This is a genomic window from Prevotella sp. oral taxon 313 (genome assembly GCF_003043935.1).
Taxonomy (GTDB): domain Bacteria; phylum Bacteroidota; class Bacteroidia; order Bacteroidales; family Bacteroidaceae; genus Prevotella; species Prevotella jejuni.
Window position 1 is genome coordinate 340616 of the sequence record NZ_PYXE01000001.1, and the last position, 23263, is coordinate 363878.

Genomic DNA, 23263 nt, shown 5'->3' on the forward strand with positions numbered 1-23263 from the left:
CTCCCCCGTTCTCTTCCCTGCAGGGGAGGGGCGTGTAATGTACTGTTTACGCAGGGATTGGTAACTAAAAACATCCTATTAAAATAGTGATGGCCCTTATCGACAACAAAGAGATAGGACTCACAGACTACTTAACACTACTTTTCTATAAGCGAAGTAGCCGCAAGCAAAGTCTAAGTAGAGTATCAGCCATCAAGAAGTAAGAGCCTGGGCTCATATCAGTAATTAGTATATGCCTATCGCTAAGTAGTAGGGGTATCTCGGTGATTACTCCCCTCCCTACGGGGGAGGGGTTGGGGGAGGGGCCGACCGTGGTATTACTACATTATCTTATTGACTTATGACATTAGACATGCTGGGCTGCCTTGTCGGCCTTATTTACATCTATCAAGAATACAAAGCGAGTATATGGCTTTGGCTGACGGGTATTATCATGCCTGTCATCTATATGTTTGTCTATTACGAAGCAGGACTGTATGCCGACTTTGGGATGCAGATCTACTATACATTGGCAGCCATCTATGGGTTCTTGTATTGGAAGTTTGGACGGAAGAAGGGTGCGAAGGAGATACCTATCACACACTTTCCTCGGCGGTTGATACTCCCCTCACTGCTTGTATTCTTCCTCCTCTGGGGCGTACTCTACCTCCTCCTCGTTCGTTTCACGAACTCTACTGTCCCCGTGTTAGATAGCTTCGGCAATGCACTCAGCTTCATCGGACTATGGGCATTGGCAAAGAAATACATCGAACAATGGTGGATCTGGATTGTTGTCGATGCCGAATTGGCTGCTCTCTACCTGTATAAAGGAATCCCATTCACCGCTGGCCTCTATGCTCTCTATGCCGTTATCGCTGTGGCAGGATACTTTAAGTGGAAGAGAGAGGCGGCCTCCCTCAACCGCTCGAGAGGGTCTGCTAATGGGGACCTCCCCTAACCCCTCCGAAGGAGGGGAAGCCTAACGGGACAAAACCTCACCTGTGACTCCCCACATAATAACCATTGATTGGAGTAAAAGATATAGATTTAATGAAGATTGTTATACGCTATTACATCTATTTATAACACTCGATAGTGGTATAAAAGAGGATTAAAGCGATGATTAAGAACAATCCATAAAACGCATACAAGTGCTTAAAGCGATGATTGACAACAATCAATAAACCGCATACAAGTGCTTAAAGCAATGATTGACAACAATCCATAAAACGCATACAAGTGCTTAAAGCAATGATTTACAACAATCAATAAACCGCATACAAGTGCTTAAAGCAATGATTTACAACAATCCATAAAACGCATACAAGTGCTTAAAGCAATGATTAAGAACAATCAATAAAAAGCTAATAAAGTACCTTGAAAGAGAAGGATAATAGTAGATAAAACTAAAACAGATGAATATCAACAACAAAGACAACAATAAGGAAGGGCGCAACCCACACATACCAAGCGAGTACCCCTACGTCCCCAGCGACCATCCACACGCTCCCAGCGAACATCCATACATCCCCAGCGAACACTCCGTTAGGCTTTCCCCTCCTTCGGAGGGGTTAGGGGAGGTCCCTTCCCACAGCCCCTTCTCGGCCGTTATCCTGGCTGCTGGCGACTTTCCCAACCATGTTCTGCCCCTTCGCATCCTACGTACTGCAAAGAACCTAATAGTCTGTGACGGTGCTTTGGAGGAACTCCTTGATTATGAGATAGCGCCAACAGCAGTGGTGGGTGACGGCGACTCACTCTCTGAAGAGTTGAAGCAACGTTATGCACACATCTATCATCCTATCTCGGAGCAGGAGTTTAACGACCTTACCAAGGCCACTCTCTTCGCTCGTTCACACCTAAAAATGGACGCATCAACCCATACTCGTCCTCGATTCTGCTATCTCGGAGCGACTGGGAAGCGTGAGGACCACACCTTAGGGAACATTTCTCTCATGCTCTACTACTATCGGCAGTTAGCTATCGACCCTGTGATGATTACCGACTATGGCTATTTTGTAGTAGCATCGGGACCCATGCGCTTTGCTTCCTACCCCGGTCAGCAAGTCAGCATCTACAATGCTACCTGCAAGGAGTTATCCAGCAGCGGACTAAAATGGGACATCTACCCCTTTAGCGAGCTGTGGCAAGGAACACTGAACGAAGCTTTGTCGAGCGAGTTTACGGTCCATGCGGATGGAGACTACCTTCTTTACCGAACGCATAAGGTATAACAAACCTTTTTCTACAAGCCAAAAGAGCCATATCTTCATCTCCTAAAAGATGTCGATATGGCCTTCTTTTTGTAAGTTAGATTAGTGGAGTAGTACCGAATATATTAGTTTATTTAATCATTACCTTTACGGTCTTACCGCCTTGACGCTTTACATACACACCTGCAACGGGCTTCTCTACCTGCATGCCACCTAAGGTGTAATAGCTTACAGGAGCCTCACTTGTCGTCTCCACAGCATTGATAGCAGTTGGGTCAACCTTAGTAAACGAAACAGTCATCGCTGCAACGTCAACCGTAACATCGTATGTAGCCTCCTCTGTGATATTCCATTTATTATCGTTACCACCAAAGACTATCTTCCCCTCATCGGTCACGTCGCGCAGATAGAACATCTGGTCGAAGCCTGCATAGACATTCGTACCGAACTTCAATTCGCCTGGCTTCAATTCTGTTCGTGCTGAGAACTTAGCAGGATTAGTTGCATCTTGCTTCATCACAGTACCTTCACCGATACTCCAACCGCCCTTTGTTGCACTACCAATCATCCATAAAGCAGTGTGCTTTAAGGCTGTTGCTTGATACGTAGCCTTGGTCACGACAACCGTCTTCTCGGCCAAGTTACATACGACATCATAGTTGGCTGACTCGCTAACAAAGAACTTCCCGTCCGTAGGCTCATCTTCGCTGCTCACCAACGGAGCCTCAACACCCGACTGCAAGGTGACAGGACCAGCACCAGCACGGTACTCTAAATTACCCCAACCAAGCTCGGTAAGGAACTTAAACTCCTTATTTGCATCTAAATGAACGGTTGCCTTGAAGACATCAGCGTTCTCGTCAGACTTCTGCATAACGGTAGACTGACTAAGATTCCACCCACCCCATGTAGCGTCACCAACAATCACCAAGCGGTCAGCAGCATGTGCGGTTAATGCGCCAACAACGTAGAGTGCGCAACATAACATAGACTTTGTAAATGTTTTTAATCCCATAAAGACTTATATTAAAAGGTTATTAAAATCAGATCTTGCCTTATTAGGCACTTCAAACCTTCTTTTTTAATTACGAAGATTTAGGTTTCTTATCTTTCTTTTTCACGTACAATATTACGAAGAAAAAGCGAAACTAAAATCGAGTACAAGCTCTTGTCCTCTATAATATAAGTCGTTTTATTAGCCCTATAAGGCCCATAAGGCTCATAAGGCCCTATTTATCAATAGATTACCAAATAGCCCAAAACCCTCCCCAACACCCTCCAATACAAAAAAATATAAAGCTTTGAATAACCTTATAAAGCACTCAACCCTAAGAAAACGGGCACGCCAAAGCCCCAAAACCACATTTTTTAAGGATTCTTCGAGGCTATCACAGGCAACTTGATACCCACCTTATAGAATCGAACATACCCCGACACCTTTTCAAATTGTGGCTCAGCTGTCCTTGTAAAGGTGAACCTCTCTTCTTGCTCTTGGTCCGGATAGATGATTAAACACTTAATAGGAGCAACCGCATCAGCGTCCATGTCCAACTCACTATAGACCCAACTCAACCGAGCATAACCACTTACTTCCCTCGCATCGTCGATGCTTATGTCCTCACACTCCCCATAACGTGGTTTATACTTAGCATCGACAACGTAGGGCTCGGCCCACTCCGCAGGCTTTAAGAGGTAGTCGAGCTCTTGACGACGTTCTTTCACATGATACTGAACCTCCTTTCGTCCAGTAAATACCGCCCTTAACTTACTGTATACATATAGTTCGAAGAGCTTACTCATGTCTATCCAGAACGGCGGTGTGTCTATCTCTTTCTTACCAGCAAGGGTAATGTCATAACTGAAGCGCCTCAACAGCAACTGCGCATACTCAACTGCCGTGTAGTATTCCTTGTACACAGGATTACCCTTAAACGTCCTCATTGACTTGACACTTATCTCATCGCTCACCCGCTCAAAATAAGGTTTTATCTGTCTTATCTTCCTCTCCAAGACGCTTGTGTCAAGTGCATTACGATACACCCCCACCTGTTTTCTACAAAAGGCAAGGGCTTTCTTGAGTATTCTGTTCTCTGGTGAGTCGATGTCATAGACCTGATAACGACATACATTATCCGTTATCCGACCCTTCGCAAGACTGCGTTGTATCGTTCTACCCACCTGTATGCGTCCTTTAACCTTATTATTTAACGTCTCTTCAACCCTATAGTAGCTCCTCTTCAGCCCCTTTCTCACGATACGATGAAGGATATTCAAATACTCAGTAATCAAGAAGATACTCAACAGGTCTTGCTGCTGACTGATACGGATAGACGGCTTCTCGAAATGAATTGTCAGTAAATCCTTCAGATGCTTGTAGTTGTCTGTCTCGGTCAACGCCTCGTTTAGCATACGAACATAGTCTATCTCAAAACCATCATTCAGCTTAGGACTGACCTGCACAGCCACGTCCTCTTCCTTTATCCAGTCTACTCCAACGAAGTAAGAACCGGTAGCACGGACTGCATCTGACTCACGTGTTAGCCTAAGACAAAGCTCCTTCTCCTCACGATCTCGCCTGACAGTACACTCCACCTCTGCCCCATCATCCATATAGGGGAGGATAGCCTCACACTCCGACTGCCGAAGACAAGTGTCTTCCAACAGCTGTTCTTGAAGTTGCACAACCCTCATGACGCTGTCGCCTGCTTATACAGTTTGTCGATAACCGCCTGTGCATCAGCCGTCAAGACACCGTCCCGAACATATTCCTCTAAGAGTGGGATAAGCTCATATAAGATACGTTCACGGGAGTTGTCTACTCCCTCCTCGTCTTGCATTAAGAAATAACTATGCCCTATCCAGACGTCTTCTGGCTTATACTCATCGCTTAGCGTGTCGGCAGGAAGGAGTCGCATCGTTGCATCCCAACCACTCGCTTTATACGCATCAAAGTTCTTAACAAACAACCGGCTGACCTTCTCAAACAATTCTGCATTGAATCTGTCGTCCACTAAACCAATGGGTCGCTCCGCAATAAAGGCAAACCGACGTCGAATAGCATAATCTAACGACCCTAAAGAGCGGTCGGCTGTGTTCATGGTTGCTATCAGATACACATTATCAGGGACGTGAAAGGTCTTCTTAGAATAAGGTAGTTTCACACTTTCCTCATTCTTACTCCCCTTTCGTTTGTCTGCTTCAAGCAGCGTTATCAGTTCACCAAACACCTTTGAGACGTTCCCTCTGTTTAGCTCATCAATGACCATAACGTAGGGTTTATCGTCCTCCTTCTGCTCTATAAACACTCCGTACTTCTCAAGGATGGCCTCTACATCTTCGACATGTATCGACTTCAAACGATAGACAGTAGACTCTACCATCTCCTTACCATCGTTTGTCTCCACGATATTCTCTCGCTTACCTTTTATTAGCCAGTGTACTGGTCGGATACGCTTATAGGCTGGTAGGCTTTCATCATACCGATAGTCATCCGTGATAACACCTATCGCATCTATCTCTTTACTTGAATAACAAGACATTACAATATCCCCTACTTTCATCTTATTGATGTAGGCATCTAATATCAGCTTACCCTTCTCATTGCGACTACTACCATCTGTCTCGTCTGAAATGTCAGTTCCATACTCATCCCAACCGATACGGATATAGTCATTCTCCATACAGTCTTTGCGCACATCATTGTCTCCTGTCCGTTTAAGCGAAACCTTCCAAACGTCAGACTCCGAAGTGATACCGTACTGATTACCCTCGAGTTTAGAACGTTCGGCAGCCTCGCAAAGCCTCTTGAACACACCGTTCTCTATCTCGTAGGTCACCTGACTCGCCTCGTTTACCACAGGGCGCAATCCCTCAATCCAGTCCTCATAGTCTAAAGACTGATGGAAGGTAGTGAACATAAGGCGCCCATCGTCCTTAAGCTGATTGTATCTGCTTACTATCTCCTCCCTACTCCGTCCATTGCTCATAAAGCTTGGGTCGCATAGCCGCACAGCCAATTCAGGTACATCGTAAGTCTTACCTGTACCCGGTGCACCGTGCAAAACGATGTTCTTACGCCGTCTCCATATACCGACAATATCGTCATACCGAGTACTTTTTGAGCTATTATTTGTATCTGTATTCATCTTCTTATCCAATTTATCTTGCATATAGTCTTTCATGCACCAGAATAAAGTCTGAACCGCAAGGTTGAGTGGTTTGTTTTTGAATCGTTCGATTTCTTTCAGCATAATCTGCTGTATCTCTTCTCCATAATGTTCTACAAAGCCATTAATAAGTTCCATAAAATGGACATACTTCTCCCCTGCCTTTCGAGGAGTATAACCAAAATAGCGCCAAATATTACGATAGATTTCATCCTTATAGAAGGTGTATTTCTCTGGATAAACACATGTTAGCAAGGCTGCGGCTGTACGTTCATCATTTGCATTGTTCTTCCATTTACCTGAACATAATGATTCCATCTCTGACTTAAAAGCAGCCAATCGAGTCGTCAATGGGATAGACTCGTTAATCAAATGTTGACAACAAACACTTGTCTTGTCGGCTTCATTATCCACCAAATACTTAATAACAGTATCAACACGAGGGTTGTCTACTATGTTTTCTCCCCTAAGAGAGTCAAAGACTTTAAGAACTTCTTTTCCCTCCACCCTATCGAGTAAGTCCCATTTATAGTATTCTCCATATTCTATAAATAGCTTTTCTTTCTCAAAGATGTCGATGAGTTCTTCCATAAGATAGACTCTGAAAGCATCTACAAGTTCATCACGCATCTGCCATAGGAAACCTTGTCTTGTCTCCCGACCTTTCTTCATTGCAATGCACCAGTAGGTTTCTTTATTATCTGCCCCTACTACTCTAAATCTATTTAATCGCCTTTGTACCCACTTAGAGAAGTTATATACCTTACTGTTATAGTACTGGGCAGGTTTTCCATACTGTTTAGAGACCTTTGTACAAGTTGCCATATTCCCATCTTGACGTAGGAAACACAGCAATGCTTCATGATATGGCATCGACCGCTCATCACGTAATATATCAAGCCACTCAGCCGTAGTGATTCCTATATCACCACAACTATAATCTCCGTTTGTATTGACAGTTTTATATAATGTCTTTATTGCCATAACTCAACAATCGTATGTTGTTTATTCATTTTATTATCGTTTCAGACCCAAGATTAAAATCATCAAGATAGAAAACAGCCCACCATCAAGCAATTAAATGTAGTCCTCTCTCACAGCATTTGGCTATGGGAAGAGCGAGAGGAGGGCTGGGGGAAGAGGCCACCCAGCCTATTCTTTCTCCGAGGTGGTAAGCTTCTTTCTATTCTGAATCCACCATTTCACTGCGGCTTGCATGATAGCTTGCATACCATTGCAGATTTCGTCGATATTAGCTTGCGTCAGTTCACCATTGCCCTCGCCACCCGCATGCTTCAAGATGAAGGTCTTGTCTTGTAGAGAATAGCCACAGAGCGAACGGCTCTTCACCTCCTTCAAGTCTGCTTCGAAGCGTTCTGGCGTGGTGTGTAACACTTGTACATTAAGGCGAGGCCACGTAGTGCACTCAATTAACTCAAACTCTTTTCCGTCTACTTCACGAACGGAATAATGGAAATCAAATGTTTTCATTGTCTTATTTTGTCTTTATTAAACTCATTTTGTCGCCTGTTCTCCCTTGCTTCCAACGCTGGTGTTCTCCATAAACTCACAAGAGTTACAGCAGTACTAAAGCCCATCCACAAAGTAGCAACAGCCCATGTATGTAAATATTTTTCATCCCCTCCCTATCAGTGTACGCCCTTCTTGCTTCAAGCGGACGCCCTTCTTGCCTGCAGAACATGCCCTTCTTGGGTATTGCGAAGGCCCTTCTTGATGCTTACTAAGGCCCTTCTTGCATCGAGTTTATAAGTGATTGATATCTTGTTAGTTGCGATTTCGGTTTTTAATCATATCACTCTAAATTCATAAGGGGTTTCTCGTGCGCTTTTGTCAGGTTTTTTCATGAACTCTGTAAAACCCTTGGAGTTTTTTCTCTCACAGAGTTTAGAACGCAAGAGGCTCGTTAGGTATTTTGTCTCTCACAGATTTTCACAGATGAACAGAAGCCTTTCTGCGAACGTTTAGAACTCACAAACGCCTGCAAGCAGGCGACAGATATCACAGAATTTACTGCTAACGTGAGCTGAAAGGCTCTGTGTTTTCGGTTGACTTAATGTCTCTGTGCACCCTTGTAAGTTCTGTTCTTCTGTGTAGTTCTGTGAGAGAAAGAACGCAAGAGGCTCGTTGGATATTTTATCTCTCACAGATTTTCACAGATGAACAGAAGCCTTTCTGCGAACATTTAGAACTCACAAACGCCTGCAGGCAGGCGACAGATATCACAGAATTTACTGCTAACGTGAGTTGAAAGGCTCTGTGTTCTCTGTATGCCGGAGGCCTTCTGTGGGCTCGAAATGTGCGCCTAAACGCTCAGTGAACTCTGTGCGCTCTGTGAGAGATAAAACTCCCCAGGTTGAGAGAAAAAACTCCCCACGCCTCATGCAAGCAGCCCAAAAGGGGTAACCTCACATATTAACTGCCATCGGCCCCTCCCCCATCCCCTCCCCCGAAGGGAAGGGGCGTGATCACCGAGATACCCCTATAAGCTGGATGTAGGCTTCGTTATGCCTCTTATTGGTAGTCTTGTAGGGGTAACCTCACATATTACTCCCCTCCCTATGGGGGAGGGGCAAGGGGGAGGGGCCTGCTGGTTTTGCACCCTCTACCACTCGTTTACAGTATCATTTCACCCTCAGCAAGAGGAACAAAAAAAGCCTGCTACGACCATGCAGCAGACTTTCAAACTAATACCTTATGCTTTTAACTTAAACGAGTTTTCAATACTTGCGAGCTCAGCATGGAAGCCCTTGTCAACCTTCAGACGGTCTTCTATCTTCGAACAACTGTGGATTACGGTGCTGTGGTCGCGGTTTCCGACCAGCTTACCGATACGGCTTGCAGGCATCTTAGTGTATTTCTGCGCCATATACATGCTCACTTGGCGTGCCATCACTATGTCTTTCTTACGCGAACGAGAGTTGACAGCTGTCATCGTAACATTATAATGCGAGCAAACCTTATCTAAGATATCATCGATGGTCAGCGGTTCATCATCAATCTTCACGGCACGCTTGATGACACGCTCAGCCAGTCGCATATCAATATTACTGTTATAGACAACGCTGTAAGCAAGGAGCGAGTTGATAACACCCTGCAGATCGCGCACGCTACCATTAGCTGTTTCGGCAATGAAGCGCACCACGTCCTCTGGTATATTGAGTCCGTCGCGTTTTATCTTACTATGGAGAATATCCACACAGAGCTGTACGTTAGGTTTTTCTAACTCTGCTATCAAACCACAAGAGAAACGTGTTAGCAGGCGGTCGTTCATTCCCTTGAGGTCGACAGGTGGTCGGTCGCTTGCTAAGATAATTCGTTTACCGTTACGGAAGAGGTGGTTGAAGATATGGAAGAAGGTGTCTTGCGTCTTCGTAGCAGTAACCCATTCCTGTATGTCATCGACTATCAAGACATCAATCGTTTGATAGAAATTAATAAAGTCGTTGGTAGTGTTCTGTCGAACAGAGTCTGTGTACTGCACCTGAAAGAGGCGAGCAGAGACGTATAACACACGTTTCTGCGGATAAAGCTGCTTAGCTTTTAATCCGATAGCATTAATAAGGTGGGTCTTACCGCAGCCCGATGGACCATAGATGAACATAGGGTTAAACTGCGTTGTGTTAGGGTGCTCTGCGATAGAAAGGCCGATAGAACGAGGTAGCTTATTACTGTCACCTTCCACATAGTTGCTGAATGACTTATGAGGGTCGAGTTGTGAGTCGAGGTCCTGTGGTACAGTGTCGAGCACTGTTGGGCTCTGGTTAGCCCGTGCGGTAGGGCGTTGTGAAGCCACGTCCTCGATGGTGTCCTGCTCTAAGTCTTGTGATAAGTGATTTTCCTGGTCAACCATCACGCGGTAAGTAAGCTGTACTCCCTGTCCAAAAACACGTGTGAGGACCTTACGTAGCAAGTCTACGTAATGTCCTTCCAGATACTCATATACGAACTGACTTGGGACCTGCACTAACAAAGTCTTTGATGCTGGCTTGTACGATTGGAGTACAATCGGACGGAACCAAGTGTCAAATTGCTGCTCGGTCACATTCTCCTTTATGAGCTGGAGACAACTATCCCAAAGTGTTTTAGGACTCGCGTTCATAACTGGTTGTCTATCGTTTCTATGTCTTTCTATGGGCTATTGGCATGCCAACTACCCCTTGTTTATTATTTAATAGTGCAAAGATAGTAATTTATTTATAAAGAGAACTATCGCTAACTCTATACCTCTTAATTATAAAAAGGTGTAAAACGTTATATTTGTGGACTTTGCGTCATCTTGTATCTCAGGTAGCATATAAGCGTAGTTGTGTATTTCTAAGTATTTGAAGAACAAGTACTTTACTACTGCTAACCACAAAAACGACCCAAGTAGTGAAACAATAGCAAGGGAGACGGGAAGGAGCTGATACTCAAAAGGCTTCAACACGCATCCCTTGTGTGTGAAACATCGACCGTTCTATTTAGACCTTATTTAAATTACTTGTCCTTTCTTCCGAATAGAGAGAAGTGTACATAACGTTTCGGATGAGCCTTGACATTGATCAAAAGACTATCTGCTGTGCGCACTGTATTATTCAGATTATTATACAGATTAGCGTCGTTAAGCATTAAGCCTAATGTTCCCTCGTTGCTATTCAGCTTAGCTGTAAAGGCGTTCATATTGTCGATAGTAGCGTTCACCTTAGCCATTGTCGTCGCAATGTCAAGTTCGTTCACCTTATTATTAAGGTTGCCCATCATCGTGTTAGCACCACGGATGGCCCCACGAGCCTCTGTTATGCCCTTGTTAGCATTGAGCATTACGCCGTTGGCATTGTCCATCACTCGGCCAGCCTTCCCTACCACAGTAGGCAAAGCACCATTGGCTTGTGCGAGCAGTTGGTTGAGTTCGCGAGAGGTGGTGGTGAGGTTGGTGGTTATATCTTCCACATTATGAAGCGAAGTACGCAGGGCTGGGTCGGCAAGGAGGCTGTTCACGCTTCCAAGGATGCTATCTACCTTAGGTAACATCTTCTGAATAGCAGGCACCATACCCTTTATGTCGCCCAAAGTACCATCGTTGATGCACCCATCTATCCACCCATTAGCAGCCAACAACTTCTTGCTGTCGCCAAGTTTCAGGACTACCTTCACATTACCCATAATGTCGCTAATAATCTCAGCAGTAGTACCTTCTGGCACCTTCATGGTCTTGTCTACATCGATATCAACGGTGATAGACTCGCCTAACTTATCATAGTTGTAGTCGATATCACGCACTACACCGACCTTAAAGCCGCGAGCGTAGACAGGAGTAGACGTGGATAAGCCCGTGATATCATTGAACTTAATCCTATAATGCGCATCATTCGAGAAGAGAGACAGACCTTTCAGGAACTGGATCCCAAAGAACAATACAACGATCGCAAGTAGTGCTACTACGGCAATCTTTACTTGTGGCGTAAATACTTTCTTCATATCTTGTTTACTTTACTTATTCTTTTTATTCCTTAGAAACTCTGATATCGCTTGGTTGACATCCATTCGTGAGCCGTCTTTATAGGCAATAATAAATGATTGTGGGAAGTCTTTTAATAGATTGTTACGCATGCGCGCTATCTCATTATAATTCGTACTTGACCCTACCGTGTACTTATAATAATTGCCCTCTTGCGTACAGTTGATGTCTGTGCGGCCTCGGAACAGCGGACTACCAGCGCGTAGCTGTTTGTTGGAGGCCATGACCTGTATCTTAAACACTGGTACGCTCGTCTGGGCAGTAGTACGGTCGTCGCACGTCGGCAGGAGGTCTTTGATAGCAGCCGATATCCGCTTCTTAGCCTCTTCCACCTTACTCATACGACGGGGCTTCTCAGTCTGTGAGACAGTCTGACGTCGCTCCGTTGGCACAACCGTACGAGGTTTGTCGACAGGGGCCGTTGGGATGACACGATCGATGACTATCTTCTTATTCTCAACAGGCCGGTAAGGGACAACGATGCGGGTGTCGTACTTGTTCTTATACTGTACGAAAGCATTGTAGATACCCTTCGCCATGGCATCAATACCCTCTGGTGAGTTAAGATACTCCTCCTCGTCTGCGGCAGTGATAAAGCCTAACTCTATCAGACAACTCGGCATATAACTCTCACGAAGGACGAGGAAACCAGCCTGATGAACACCCTTGTCGATACGACCAGCCGATGAGCAGACAGCGTTCTGTATCATTCTTGCCAGCTCAACACTCCTTTCCATGTTCGCATTCTGCATGAACTCGAACATAATATAGCTCTCTGACGAATTAGGGTCAAAGCCCTGATAGGTCTGCTGATAGCCTTTCTCCATCGAGATAACGCTGTTCTCTCGCTTAGCCACGTCAAGGTTATCCTTCGCACGGTGCATACCTAAGGTGTAAACTTGGAACCCTTTCACATACCGACCAGAGGCAACTGAGTTCGTGTGGACCGATACAAAGAGGTCGGCCTTTGCTTTGTTGGCTATATCAGCACGCTGATGTAAAGGAATGAACACATCGCTCTTACGCGTATATATCACATTGACGTCGGGCATATTACGCTCTACATAACGCCCAAAAGCCAAGGCTATATTCAAGTTGATGTCCTTCTCTTTGGATATAGCACCTATCGCACCAGCATCATGACCACCATGACCGGGGTCGATAACCAGTGTGAAACGCCCGTTTGCAGCCCATGTAAGACCAGCAAACATGACCAAGAAGACAAAGAGAAGCGATATTTTCTTAAACATACTTAATTCTTTAGGGAACAAAGATACGGCTTTTCGGTGGGAAACCATGGCTCTAATCTTTGGTTTTATCATTTATTAAGTGTAATTCAACGCCTGCCCCTTCACTATCAGCACCCATGGGTGGGTTTTTCTTGACTATCTTTAAGTCGATACTACTTATCTCTGGGAAGGCGACTGACAGCTCTTTAACAAGGGAACCAGCAGCTGACTCTAACAGACGGGCGGGTCGGCTCATCACTTCTCTAACGATGTCGAATACCGTTGCATAGTTCAGCGTGTCGGCAACATCATCGCTCTCCATGGCCTTAGCAAACGGATAGCCTATACGGAGATCGACAACATAAAGATTACCAACAACACGCTCCTGCGCTCCAACTCCTATGCGAGCATGGAAGTGGAGACCCTGCAGAAGAATGTAACTTGTCATTATTTTCATCATTACTTACGAGAAATGAGGACAAAAGAAGGCCTTTGTCCTCTGGGTTCATACTGACTGCTATCCGCAACGTGAGGCCCCACAGTTGGTGCAGATAAGGCAGCCTTCTTGATAGACAAGGGTCTCCTGCCCACAAACAGGACATTTTAAGCCTGAAGCACTGGTCCCATCAGTGACGTACTTCTTCAACGCGCGCTCCACACCATTCTTCCATGTATTAATGCTTTCACTCTTTAGTTGCAACGAGCCAACGAGCTTGATGACATGATCGATTGGCATTCTGTAGCGTAAGACACCAGAGATCAGCTTCGCATAGTTCCAATACTCTGGATTAAACTTCTCTGATAAGCCCTCGACAGTGGTCTTATAACCACGCTTGTTCTCAAACTGAAAGTCGTAACGATGCGTACCGTCTTCTGCGGTCTGCTTGATAATCTTACCCTTTGTAACGCTCTTTGGCAGGGCAATACCCTCCTCGTCATCTTGCAAGCCCGTGAAGATCTCGTAGGGATAACCATCTAACAAACCAACGAAGGCCACCCATTTCTCTTTGTTGTTTTGGAACCTCACGACATCACACTCCAGTTCCTTTGGTCGTACCTCAATGACTTGTGGATGATTGCAGATGTGCTCGTGATGCTCTTCGGCTGAGTTTAAGTCCTTTGCCTTCTCCTCATCAGCAGGCTTGTCCTCCTTGGTCTTGTCTTTCTTTGACACTGATATCATCACACCCGAACGGCTTCCATCACGATAGATGGTGCAACCCTTGCATCCACTACGCCATGCCTCGACATAAAGCTTATTAACCAGAGCCTCATCAACTTGGTTAGGTAGGTTCACTGTCACGGATATGGAGTGGTCAACCCATTTCTGTATCTCACCTTGCATACGCACCTTCATCAGCCAGTCGACGTCGTTTGCCGTTGCTTTATAATAAGGAGAGCGTTTCACAAGTTCGTCTATTTCTTCTTGGCTATACCTCTTTTGTGTGTCAATCCCGTTCACCTCCATCCATGTAAGGAACTTACGGTGGTAGACTATGTACTCTTCGAAGGAATCGCCAACCTCGTCGACGAAGTCTACATGTACGTCTGTATCATTAGGATTAACCTTACGACGACGCTTATAGACAGGCATGAAGACTGGTTCGATACCTGATGTCGTCTGTGTCATGAGCGAGGTTGTACCCGTAGGGGCTATCGTCAAGCAGGCTATATTCCTACGACCATACCTCTTCATATCCTCGTAGAGCTGCGTATCGGCCTCCTTCAATCGTAGAATAAACGGATTGTTCTCCTCACGCTTAGCATCATATATCTCGAAGGCACCACGCTCCTGTGCCATTGTCACTGATGAGCGATAAGCATTCAGGGCTAATGCACGATGAATGGAAACGGAGAAATCGGTTGCTTCCTGCGTTCCATAACGTAGCCCCATAGCAGCTATCATATCGCCCTCGGCCGTGATACCCACTCCTGTGCGTCGGCCCAGACAACTCTTCTTCTTTATCTTCTCCCAGAGATGATACTCTGCACTCTTCACCTCATCTTGCTGTGGATCGCTCTTAATCTTCGTTAGGATGAGGTCTATCTTCTCCATTTCAAGGTCGATGATGTCGTCCATGAGTCGCTGTGCGAGCTGTGCATGACGTTCAAACAACTCTTTGTCAAAGCGTGCATGGTCTGTGAATGGATCGATAACGTAGGAGTAGAGGTTCAATGACAAGAGTCTACAACTATCGTAAGGACAGAGGGGTATCTCTCCACATGGGTTTGTTGAAACGGTCTGGAAACCAAGGTCAGCATAACAGTCGGGGATACTCTCACGGATAATCGTGTCCCAGAACAGCACGCCTGGCTCGGCACTCTTCCATGCGTTATGTACTATCTTCTCCCACAGTTCCTTGGCCGATACCTCCTTGGTAACGGCTGGCTCATCGCTATCAATAGGGAACTGCTGTACGTAAGGTTTACCTTCAACGACGGCTTGCATGAACTCGTCGGTTATCTTCACAGACACATTAGCACCTGTCACCTTACCTTCTTCCATCTTGGCATCGATGAATGCCTCTGAATCGGGGTGTTTGATACTTACCGAAAGCATCAAGGCTCCACGCCTACCGTCCTGTGCCACCTCACGTGTACTGTTTGAATAACGCTCCATGAAAGGGACAAGACCTGTAGAGGTCAGGGCTGAGTTGTTCACTGGCGAACCTTTCGGACGAATGTGAGAGAGGTCATGACCAACGCCACCGCGGCGCTTCATCAACTGTACCTGCTCTTCGTCGATACGCATGATTGCACCGTATGAATCGGCATTACCGTCTAAGCCGATGACAAAACAGTTAGAGAGCGATGCCACCTGATAGTTATTACCGATACCAGTCATCGGACTACCAGCTGGGATAATATATCTGAAATGGTCTAAGAGGTCGAACACCTCTTGTGCCGTCAATGGATTCTTATATTTCTGCTCAATACGTGCTATCTCGTTAGCTATGCGCCAGTGCATCTGTTCTGGCGACTTCTCGTAGATGTTACCATAGCTATCTTTCATCGCATACTTATTGACCCACACTCGAGCAGCAAGTTCGTCGCCACCGAAATAAGCTAAGGTAGCTTGAAAGGCTTCGTCGAAAGAGTAAGTTTGATTGGTTGTCATTATCGCTGTTTTAGATTTTTTTCGTCTGCGAAGTTACGAATTGTTTTCCAAAATAGAAAACATTTACTTAACTTTGTAGCATTAAAATCATCTAAAATGGAAATGTTTAATAACAGAAAGACTATAAGGAAATATACCTCAAAGGAGGTGTCTGAGGATTTAGTAAGAACTTTGTTGGAGAAGGCGGAACGTACCCCTACAATGGGTAACCTGCAGCTCTACTCGGTTGTCATTACTCGGGAGACGGAGAAGAAGGCGCAACTTGCACCGGCTCACTTTAATCAACCGATGGTAACTGGGGCTCCAGTTGTTCTCACATTTTGTGCTGACTTTCGTCGTACTACACTCTGGGCGGAGAACCGTAAGGCAATGCCTGGCTACGACAATTTCCTTTCGTTCCTCAATGCGGCTACTGATGCGCTGCTCTACTGTCAGACCTTCTGCAACCTTGCCGAGGAGGAGGGATTAGGCACATGTTTCTTAGGAACAACCATCTATAACCCACAGTCGATTATTAAGACGCTCGGTCTGCCTCGCCTTGTGATGCCTGTTGCAACCATCACCCTCGGTTGGCCTGATGAAAACCCACCCCTCACCGACCGCCTGCCTATCGATAGTATCATCCATAACGAGACTTACAACGATTATACTCCAGCCCGCATTGATACGTTCTACACCCCTAAGGAACAACTCGAAGAGAATAAACACTTTGTGGAAATCAACCATAAAGAGACGCTCGCACAGGTGTTCACTGACCTAAGATATACTAAGGAGGCGAATGAAGCAATCTCGGAAGTGTTACTGAAGACGCTGAAAGAACAAGGTTTTATGTAGGATTAACAACCCACTAACAGCCCACCTTCAACACCCAACACCTAACACCCATCACCCAACAGAGAACCTCTCCCCAACCCCTCTCCGAATGGAGAGGGGCGTGATTACCGTGATACCCCTATTTACTCGATATAGTTATCCAAATTACTCTCCCTACTTTTCGAGAGAGACGGCTATTATTATGCTATCTATCATCCCATACTTTACACACTACCAGACAATTACAACGCCATCCCCTACCCTATCTTATTATTACACCAATACTCCGCACGTCACATAGTTACACCCAACATTCTCCGTGCTAAGACCTAACACATCATGTACCAATATCCTGCACGTACTTAGTCAATGTACTTAACACCACCTGTTAACAACCAACATTCTGGTAGCTAATATCTAATACGTAAGCCACTAACGCTCCCCTCATATTCTATTATTGTCATCCGTCAATATTCTTAACCAACTACTCCTTATTATATATAGCCAAGTTAGGGGTTGAGTGGTGGGTGTTAGGGGTTGAGTGATGGGTGTTAGGTGTTGAATGTTGGGTGTTAATGATTAGCTTTGGTGGGTGTTAGCTGTTGAGTGTTGGGTGTTAATGAATAGCTTTGGTGGGTGTTAGGTGTTGAGTGTTGGGTGTTAATGAATAGCTTTGGTGGGTGTTGGGTGATGAGTGTTAGGTGCTGATGATTAGCTAACGTTGGCTGTAAGGTTCTGTGAAATCGGTTGACTTAATGTCTCTGTGGAAACCTGTGTATTCTGTTCTTCTGTGTCTTTCTGTGAGAAATAGAACGCACCCACTCTATGAGATGACACACAAACAACTCGCTGGAGAGTTTTTTCTCTCACAAAGGACATTTCTTTCTCTCACAGAACTCACAGAACCAACAGAACCTTTTGGCGCACATTTCGAACCCACAGAAGGCCTTCGGCATACAGAGAACACAGAACGTTACAGCTAAAGGTGGGTGTTGGGTGTTGGTTGTTAGGTGTTGATGATTAGTCAAAGAGGCGTCAGAGTAAATGCAAGTTCCTATCACGACACAAGCAGCGAAGTAGGGGTAACCTCGGTAATCACTCCCCTCTCCATTCGGAGAGGGGTCGGGGGTGAGGTCCCAGAACGCCTCCGGCATACAGAATTCACAGAACGTTTCAGCTATCGTAAATACCGATAAGGGGCAACAAGTAGCCTACATCCAGTCCATAGGGGTATCTCGGTGATTACGCCCCTCCCTTTTGGGGAGGGGACGGGGGAGGGGCCAGCTGGGGACGGGGGAGGGGGCCGCTATTTTTCTGACCCCTGTGTATTCTGTTCATCTGTGTTTTTCTGTGAGAAATAGAACGTACCCTCTGGATGAGTAAAACGCTAAACATTCAATAGGGATTGTCAAGATATTTCAGTTGTCATACCCCTCTCTTTTCATCGAAAGGCCGGGCTTGATGCAAGAAGAGGGCTTTCAACGTTCGAGAACATGGCTTTCTTGTCCCATGAAGGGCGTCTTCTGCAAGCAAGGAGGGCATATACTCAAATGCTAAATGTAATTAGCTGATTTCTTGTGGGTTATATGCTTGGTTGTAAATGATGATTTTTGCTTGTCTTGTGGTAGTTAGTTTGATAATGTGTAATGATTTTTCACGACAGGGAAGAATTGTTGCATGGAGAGGAAGGGGGCTACGAGGCAGTGTCTCGGAGGTCTGAACAGCAGGACACGGAGGGGTGAATGGCAGGGGTCGAGGGAGGGCAAACCTCTCTCTATGAGCCCTGTGCGTTCTGCTCATCTGTGTTCTCTGTGAGAAAAAGAACGTTTTTGAGATTCGCTGGGGAGTTTTTTCTCTCACAGAACTCACAGATTTAACAGAACATTTTGCGCACAGTTTCGAACTCATAAGAGAGTGGCCCCTCCCCCAACCCCTCCCCCGCAGGGAGGGGCGTGATATGTGAGGTTACCCCTACAAGACCGCCATTAAGGGACATAACAAAACCTACATCCTTTTTATAGGGGTATCTCGGTGATTACTCCCCTTCCCTTCGGGGGAGGGGAAAGGGGAGGGGCCGCTCTCTCTCTCATGTTTTCTCTTTTCTTTCTCTCACAGAGTTACACAGAAGAACAGAGCGTACAGGGTTGCACAGAGACATTAAGTCAACCGATAACACAGAGCGTTTAAGCTAATCTCAGCAGTAAATTCTGTGATATCTGTCGCCTGCTTGCAGGCGTTTGTGGGTTCCCCCTGTTAGCAGAAAGGCCTCTGTTCATCTGTGAAAATCTGTGAGAGATATAATTTCCAACGAGCCTCTTGCGTTCTTTCTCTCACAGAGTTACACAGAAGAACAGAACGTACAAGGGTGCACAGCCCCATTAAGACACAAGCAGCGAAGTAGGGGTAACCTCGGTGATCACGCCCCTCCCTTCGGGGGAGGGGAAGGGGGAGGGGCCGCTAACCAATAGGGGTATCTCGGTGATCACTCCCCTCTCCATTCGGAGAGGGGCTGGGGGTGAGGCCGATTGGGGGTCGGGGGTGAGGTCCTTTATAGCTTCATTCAATTTTACTATGGCATTTTCTCCTATCTTTTTTACCCCAAATCACTTGACAATCAATATTTTTTTATATATTTGCGACATCTTTGAATCTATTATAACAACAACCTAAAAACTTCGAATTATGGAACACATTCCACTAGTCTTTTGGCTTATTCCCATCGCATCGGTGTGCGCCTTGGGGATGGCATGGTATTTCTTCAAATCTATGATGAGGTCTGAAGAGGGCACACCCCGCATGATTGAGATTGCTGAATACGTGCGTCGTGGTGCTATGGCCTACCTGAAACAGCAGTACAAGGTCGTATTGATTGTCTTTATTATCCTTGCGATTGTCTTCGCAATCATGGCTTACGGCTTCAATGCACAGAACGAATGGGTGCCGTTCGCATTCCTTACTGGTGGTTTCTTCTCTGGTCTTGCAGGCTTCTTCGGGATGAAGACTGCCACCTACGCCAGTGCCAGAACGGCCAATGCAGCACGTAATGGACTCAACGACGGACTCAAGATTGCCTTCCGTTCGGGCGCTGTCATGGGTCTTGTTGTCGTTGGATTAGGCTTGTTAGACATAGCCATCTGGTTCATTGTCCTCACTTGGTTCTATGCTGACAAGATGACGACAAGCGAGATGCTCATCACTATCACGACTACGATGTTGACCTTCGGTATGGGCGCTTCGACGCAGGCGTTGTTTGCTCGTGTGGGTGGTGGTATCTATACGAAGGCTGCCGATGTGGGGGCCGACCTCGTTGGTAAGGTGGAAGCAAACATCCCTGAAGACGACCCACGCAACCCGGCTACGATTGCCGACAACGTGGGCGACAACGTAGGCGACGTCGCTGGAATGGGTGCCGACCTATACGAAAGCTATTGTGGGTCTATCCTCTCTACGGCTGCCTTGGGTGCAACGGCTTTCGCAGCATCGTCAGGTGATATGCAACTAAAGGCTGTCATCGCGCCAATGCTCATCGCTGCAGTCGGTGTCTTCCTTAGTCTCTTTGGTATCTTCCTCGTGAGAACGAAGGAGGGAGCTACGATGAAAGACCTTCTCCACGCTTTAGGTCTTGGTACGAATACGGCGGCTGTACTCATTGCAGCTGTTAGCTTCCTCATTCTCTACCTCTTAGGACTGGAGAACTGGCTTGGTGTTAGCTTCTCGGTCATCACGGGCTTGGCGGCAGGAGTTATCATCGGACAGGCAACGGAGTACTATACCTCACAGAGTTACATGCCTACGAAGGCTATCTCTGAGGCCAGTCACACGGGTGCGGCAACGGTGATTATAAAAGGTATCGGTACGGGTATGATTTCTACTTGTGTCCCTGTCCTCTCTATCTCAGTGGCTATCATGCTGAGTTATCTCTGTGCCAACGGCTTCGATATGTCGATGTCAGCCCTCTCTATTCAGCATGGCTTGTATGGAATAGGTATCGCTGCAGTCGGCATGCTATCTACTTTAGGTATCACCTTAGCGACAGATGCCTACGGACCAATTGCTGATAATGCAGGCGGAAATGCGGAGATGAGCGAGTTAGGAGCGGAGGTGCGCCATCGCACTGACGCCCTCGACGCCTTAGGTAACACTACGGCTGCTACGGGTAAGGGCTTTGCCATCGGTTCGGCAGCACTGACGGCTTTGGCGCTGTTGGCCTCTTATATCGAAGAGATAAAGATTGCCATGGCACGTGTCGGTACACAGATGACGAACGTTGCAGGCGAGACCATCGATGCCACAAAGGCTACTATCCCTGACTTCATGAACTTCTTCCAAGTGAACCTGATGAACCCGAAGGTGCTTGTCGGTGCTTTCATCGGTGCGATGGCGGCCTTCCTCTTCTGCGGACTAACGATGGGCGCAGTGGGTAGAGCTGCTGGTAAGATGGTGGCAGAGGTGCGTCGTCAGTTCCGTGAGATTAAGGGTATATTAGAAGGAACAGGTACACCAGACTACGGCCGATGTGTGGAAATCAGTACACAAAGTGCTCAACACGAGATGATTATCCCATCGCTCTTGGCCATCATCATCCCTGTCATCGTGGGTCTTCTGCTCGGAGTGGCAGGCGTATTGGGTTTGTTGGTAGGCGGTTTGGCCGCTGGCTTCACCCTTGCTGTATTCATGTCGAATGCTGGTGGTGCATGGGATAATGCAAAGAAGTATGTCGAAGAGGGTAATTTCGGTGGTAAAGGCTCTGATGCTCATAAGGCTACTGTGGTCGGAGACACCGTTGGCGACCCCTTCAAAGACACTTCTGGGCCATCGCTCAACATCCTTATTAAACTCATGAGCATGGTCAGCATCGTCATGGCGGGTCTCACTGTCGCTTGCCTCTAACGGTCTGCTCGGATTTATTTTCACGAGTGGAAAGATTTTTTTTCATGAAAAGAAATATTTTTCTTCACGACAAGAAATATTTCTTTTCATGAACATAATTCGTTGTGATGTTATTTTTCTACGGTCAACATCTTTGTTTTCAGCATACTGCCGACAAAGTTCTCAGACCGTTAAGGGGCTTGTTATGCCTCTAAAAGAGAATATGATAAGAACTTAAAAACTTTTCTCTGAAATATTTGCGAGCATCGTCTCCTTTCCTTATATTTGTACGCAACATTGATAAAGAACCTAAAAAAGAGTCATCATGAGAAGAGTTATATTCCTTCTGTCTATTTATATCCTTGGCCTTGTATTACTGTTATTAGGAACAGAGGGCAGACTTTCTATCCCACTCATTACTTTAATCATAATGAGTTCGTTTGGTACGCTCTACCTTATTAGGCATCCTAAGAAGGACAAAGAGGCTTAACGAATAAGAAAGGAGAAATCATGAACCGTCACTAAACGGCTCATAACCATGCAATTATGATATCAGCATCACGCTTATCTATAGCATTCTGACAAGCGTCAAAGTCCATGAAAGGTTTGATGAGTCCCTATTCAGTCAGGCCCATCAGCTGCTTTGCTGCCTGAAGAATCTCTTTATGGTCGAACGCTAAGTCGGGTAATTCGGTCAAGAGGAACCACTTTGCTTGTGCAGCATCATCCAAGCCGCTGACCTCCGCAGGCTTATCAAGTATCGTGTAATAGGCCACCGTGATAACTCGCTCACGTGGGTCGCGGTCGACAGCATCATAGACTCCCACACGGTGAAGGTCTTCAACGATTAGTCCCGTCTCTTCTTTCAACTCACGACGAGCAGCGTCAGCGGTCGTCTCGTCGATATTCATAAAGCCACCAGGGAAAGCCCATTTCCCTTTACAAGGCTCGTTTCTACGCTGAATAAGCAACAACTCCAAGCCGTTTTCAGTGTGTGCAAACACCAAGCAGTCGGCCGTCACTGCTGGGTGTGGATATTTGTATGTGTACATTTCAGTCCTCTTTTGTTTATAAAACACCTTTCTCTCAACACATGTCTGTTAGGTTATCCATCATATAAATCCGTCTATGTGTTATCACTTGTTACGATAGCTTCAATATAACTGACAACTACACGATTTGTAAAGCGACACCTGTAAAGGCTAATTGAGCCACAACGATATACGAACTAAGATTTTCGAGCCTAATAGTAAGGCAAATATACAAATAATATATGAAATGATAACACATCCAAGAGATTATTTACAAAAGGGAAATATTTAGACAAATAAAAGTATTCAAAATAATCTTTAAGGATA

General features: G+C 45.9%; 16 protein-coding genes. 6 read left to right on the forward strand and 10 right to left on the reverse strand.

Annotation, left to right across the window (positions count from 1 at the left end; translation table 11 throughout):
* Positions 1–340: 340 nt before the first annotated feature.
* Positions 341–937, forward strand: coding sequence for a nicotinamide riboside transporter PnuC (gene pnuC, locus AXF23_RS01450; RefSeq protein ID WP_107624051.1), 597 nt, complete (start codon positions 341–343; stop codon positions 935–937).
* A gap of 457 nt (positions 938–1394) precedes the next feature.
* A complete protein-coding gene (locus AXF23_RS01455) occupies positions 1395–2213 on the forward strand; it encodes a thiamine diphosphokinase (protein ID WP_199222144.1) in 819 nt (272 codons plus the stop codon).
* Positions 2214–2322: 109 nt separating this feature from the next.
* Here AXF23_RS01455 and AXF23_RS01460 read toward each other — a convergent pair whose 3' ends face one another.
* The 9 genes from AXF23_RS01460 to AXF23_RS01500 form a co-directional block, all read right to left on the reverse strand.
* Positions 2323–3207, reverse strand: a complete 885-nt coding sequence (locus AXF23_RS01460; protein ID WP_107624052.1) for a SusF/SusE family carbohydrate-binding protein — start codon at positions 3205–3207, stop codon at positions 2323–2325.
* A gap of 353 nt (positions 3208–3560) precedes the next feature.
* Positions 3561–4883, reverse strand: coding sequence for a 5-methylcytosine restriction system specificity protein McrC (locus tag AXF23_RS01465; RefSeq protein ID WP_107624053.1), 1323 nt, complete (start codon positions 4881–4883; stop codon positions 3561–3563).
* Positions 4880–7342 carry an AAA family ATPase gene (locus AXF23_RS01470; protein ID WP_107624054.1) on the reverse strand — a complete coding sequence of 821 codons (2463 nt, stop codon included), beginning with the start codon at positions 7340–7342 and terminating at the stop codon, positions 4880–4882. Before AXF23_RS01470 ends, AXF23_RS01465 begins: the two co-directional genes overlap by 4 nt.
* Positions 7343–7510: 168 nt before the next feature.
* Positions 7511–7849 (reverse strand): hypothetical protein, encoded by a 339-nt coding sequence (locus AXF23_RS01475; RefSeq protein ID WP_107624055.1) that lies wholly within the window; start codon positions 7847–7849, stop codon positions 7511–7513.
* A 1222-nt stretch (positions 7850–9071) separates the two neighbouring features.
* Entirely contained in the window at positions 9072–10478 is a 1407-nt protein-coding gene (gene dnaA / locus AXF23_RS01480; RefSeq protein WP_009013059.1) for a chromosomal replication initiator protein DnaA, read from the reverse strand.
* A gap of 377 nt (positions 10479–10855) precedes the next feature.
* Complete coding sequence (locus tag AXF23_RS01485) at positions 10856–11836, reverse strand: MlaD family protein (protein WP_107624056.1); 981 nt, start codon at positions 11834–11836, stop codon at positions 10856–10858.
* A 12-nt stretch (positions 11837–11848) separates the two neighbouring features.
* Positions 11849–13126, reverse strand: coding sequence for an N-acetylmuramoyl-L-alanine amidase family protein (locus tag AXF23_RS01490; RefSeq protein WP_107624057.1), 1278 nt, complete (start codon positions 13124–13126; stop codon positions 11849–11851).
* 52 nt (positions 13127–13178) lie between these two features.
* A complete protein-coding gene (gene folB, locus AXF23_RS01495; RefSeq protein WP_107625759.1) occupies positions 13179–13562 on the reverse strand; it encodes a dihydroneopterin aldolase in 384 nt (127 codons plus the stop codon).
* 60 nt (positions 13563–13622) lie between these two features.
* A complete protein-coding gene (locus tag AXF23_RS01500) occupies positions 13623–16097 on the reverse strand; it encodes an adenosylcobalamin-dependent ribonucleoside-diphosphate reductase (RefSeq protein WP_370445509.1) in 2475 nt (824 codons plus the stop codon).
* Between AXF23_RS01500 and AXF23_RS16545 the strand changes: the two genes are divergently transcribed.
* The 4 genes from AXF23_RS16545 to AXF23_RS15900 all read left to right on the forward strand — a co-directional run bounded on the left by AXF23_RS16545 (position 16032) and on the right by AXF23_RS15900 (position 22395).
* Complete coding sequence (locus AXF23_RS16545; RefSeq protein ID WP_370445510.1) at positions 16032–16175, forward strand: hypothetical protein; 144 nt, start codon at positions 16032–16034, stop codon at positions 16173–16175. The two genes, AXF23_RS01500 and AXF23_RS16545, sit on opposite strands and share 66 nt — an antisense overlap.
* 144 nt (positions 16176–16319) lie before the next feature.
* A complete protein-coding gene (locus AXF23_RS01505; protein ID WP_107624059.1) occupies positions 16320–17057 on the forward strand; it encodes a nitroreductase family protein in 738 nt (245 codons plus the stop codon).
* A 2661-nt stretch (positions 17058–19718) separates the two neighbouring features.
* Positions 19719–21926 carry a sodium-translocating pyrophosphatase gene (locus AXF23_RS01515; protein ID WP_107624061.1) on the forward strand — a complete coding sequence of 736 codons (2208 nt, stop codon included), beginning with the start codon at positions 19719–19721 and terminating at the stop codon, positions 21924–21926.
* A gap of 304 nt (positions 21927–22230) precedes the next feature.
* A complete protein-coding gene (locus tag AXF23_RS15900) occupies positions 22231–22395 on the forward strand; it encodes a hypothetical protein (protein ID WP_158267674.1) in 165 nt (54 codons plus the stop codon).
* A 127-nt stretch (positions 22396–22522) separates the two neighbouring features.
* On the opposite strand, the gene AXF23_RS01520 is transcribed toward AXF23_RS15900, so the two are convergent.
* Positions 22523–22957, reverse strand: coding sequence for an NUDIX domain-containing protein (locus tag AXF23_RS01520; protein WP_107624062.1), 435 nt, complete (start codon positions 22955–22957; stop codon positions 22523–22525).
* Positions 22958–23263: the final 306 nt, after the last annotated feature.

What these genes read in the sequence shown, in the direction of transcription:
- pnuC (WP_107624051.1), top strand. Translation starts at nt 341, where the DNA reads ATGACATTAGACATGCTGGGCTGCCTTGTCGGCCTTATTTACATCTAT.
- AXF23_RS01505 (WP_107624059.1), top strand. Translation starts at nt 16,320, where the DNA reads ATGGAAATGTTTAATAACAGAAAGACTATAAGGAAATATACCTCAAAG.
- AXF23_RS01485 (WP_107624056.1), bottom strand. Translation starts at nt 11,836, where the DNA reads ATGAAGAAAGTATTTACGCCACAAGTAAAGATTGCCGTAGTAGCACTA.
- AXF23_RS01520 (WP_107624062.1), bottom strand. Translation starts at nt 22,957, where the DNA reads ATGTACACATACAAATATCCACACCCAGCAGTGACGGCCGACTGCTTG.
- AXF23_RS01475 (WP_107624055.1), bottom strand. Translation starts at nt 7,849, where the DNA reads ATGAAAACATTTGATTTCCATTATTCCGTTCGTGAAGTAGACGGAAAA.
- AXF23_RS01515 (WP_107624061.1), top strand. Translation starts at nt 19,719, where the DNA reads ATGGAACACATTCCACTAGTCTTTTGGCTTATTCCCATCGCATCGGTG.
- AXF23_RS01455 (WP_199222144.1), top strand. Translation starts at nt 1,395, where the DNA reads ATGAATATCAACAACAAAGACAACAATAAGGAAGGGCGCAACCCACAC.
- AXF23_RS01470 (WP_107624054.1), bottom strand. Translation starts at nt 7,342, where the DNA reads ATGGCAATAAAGACATTATATAAAACTGTCAATACAAACGGAGATTAT.
- AXF23_RS01465 (WP_107624053.1), bottom strand. Translation starts at nt 4,883, where the DNA reads ATGAGGGTTGTGCAACTTCAAGAACAGCTGTTGGAAGACACTTGTCTT.
- AXF23_RS01490 (WP_107624057.1), bottom strand. Translation starts at nt 13,126, where the DNA reads ATGTTTAAGAAAATATCGCTTCTCTTTGTCTTCTTGGTCATGTTTGCT.
- folB (WP_107625759.1), bottom strand. Translation starts at nt 13,562, where the DNA reads ATGAAAATAATGACAAGTTACATTCTTCTGCAGGGTCTCCACTTCCAT.
- AXF23_RS15900 (WP_158267674.1), top strand. Translation starts at nt 22,231, where the DNA reads ATGAGAAGAGTTATATTCCTTCTGTCTATTTATATCCTTGGCCTTGTA.
- dnaA (WP_009013059.1), bottom strand. Translation starts at nt 10,478, where the DNA reads ATGAACGCGAGTCCTAAAACACTTTGGGATAGTTGTCTCCAGCTCATA.
- AXF23_RS01460 (WP_107624052.1), bottom strand. Translation starts at nt 3,207, where the DNA reads ATGGGATTAAAAACATTTACAAAGTCTATGTTATGTTGCGCACTCTAC.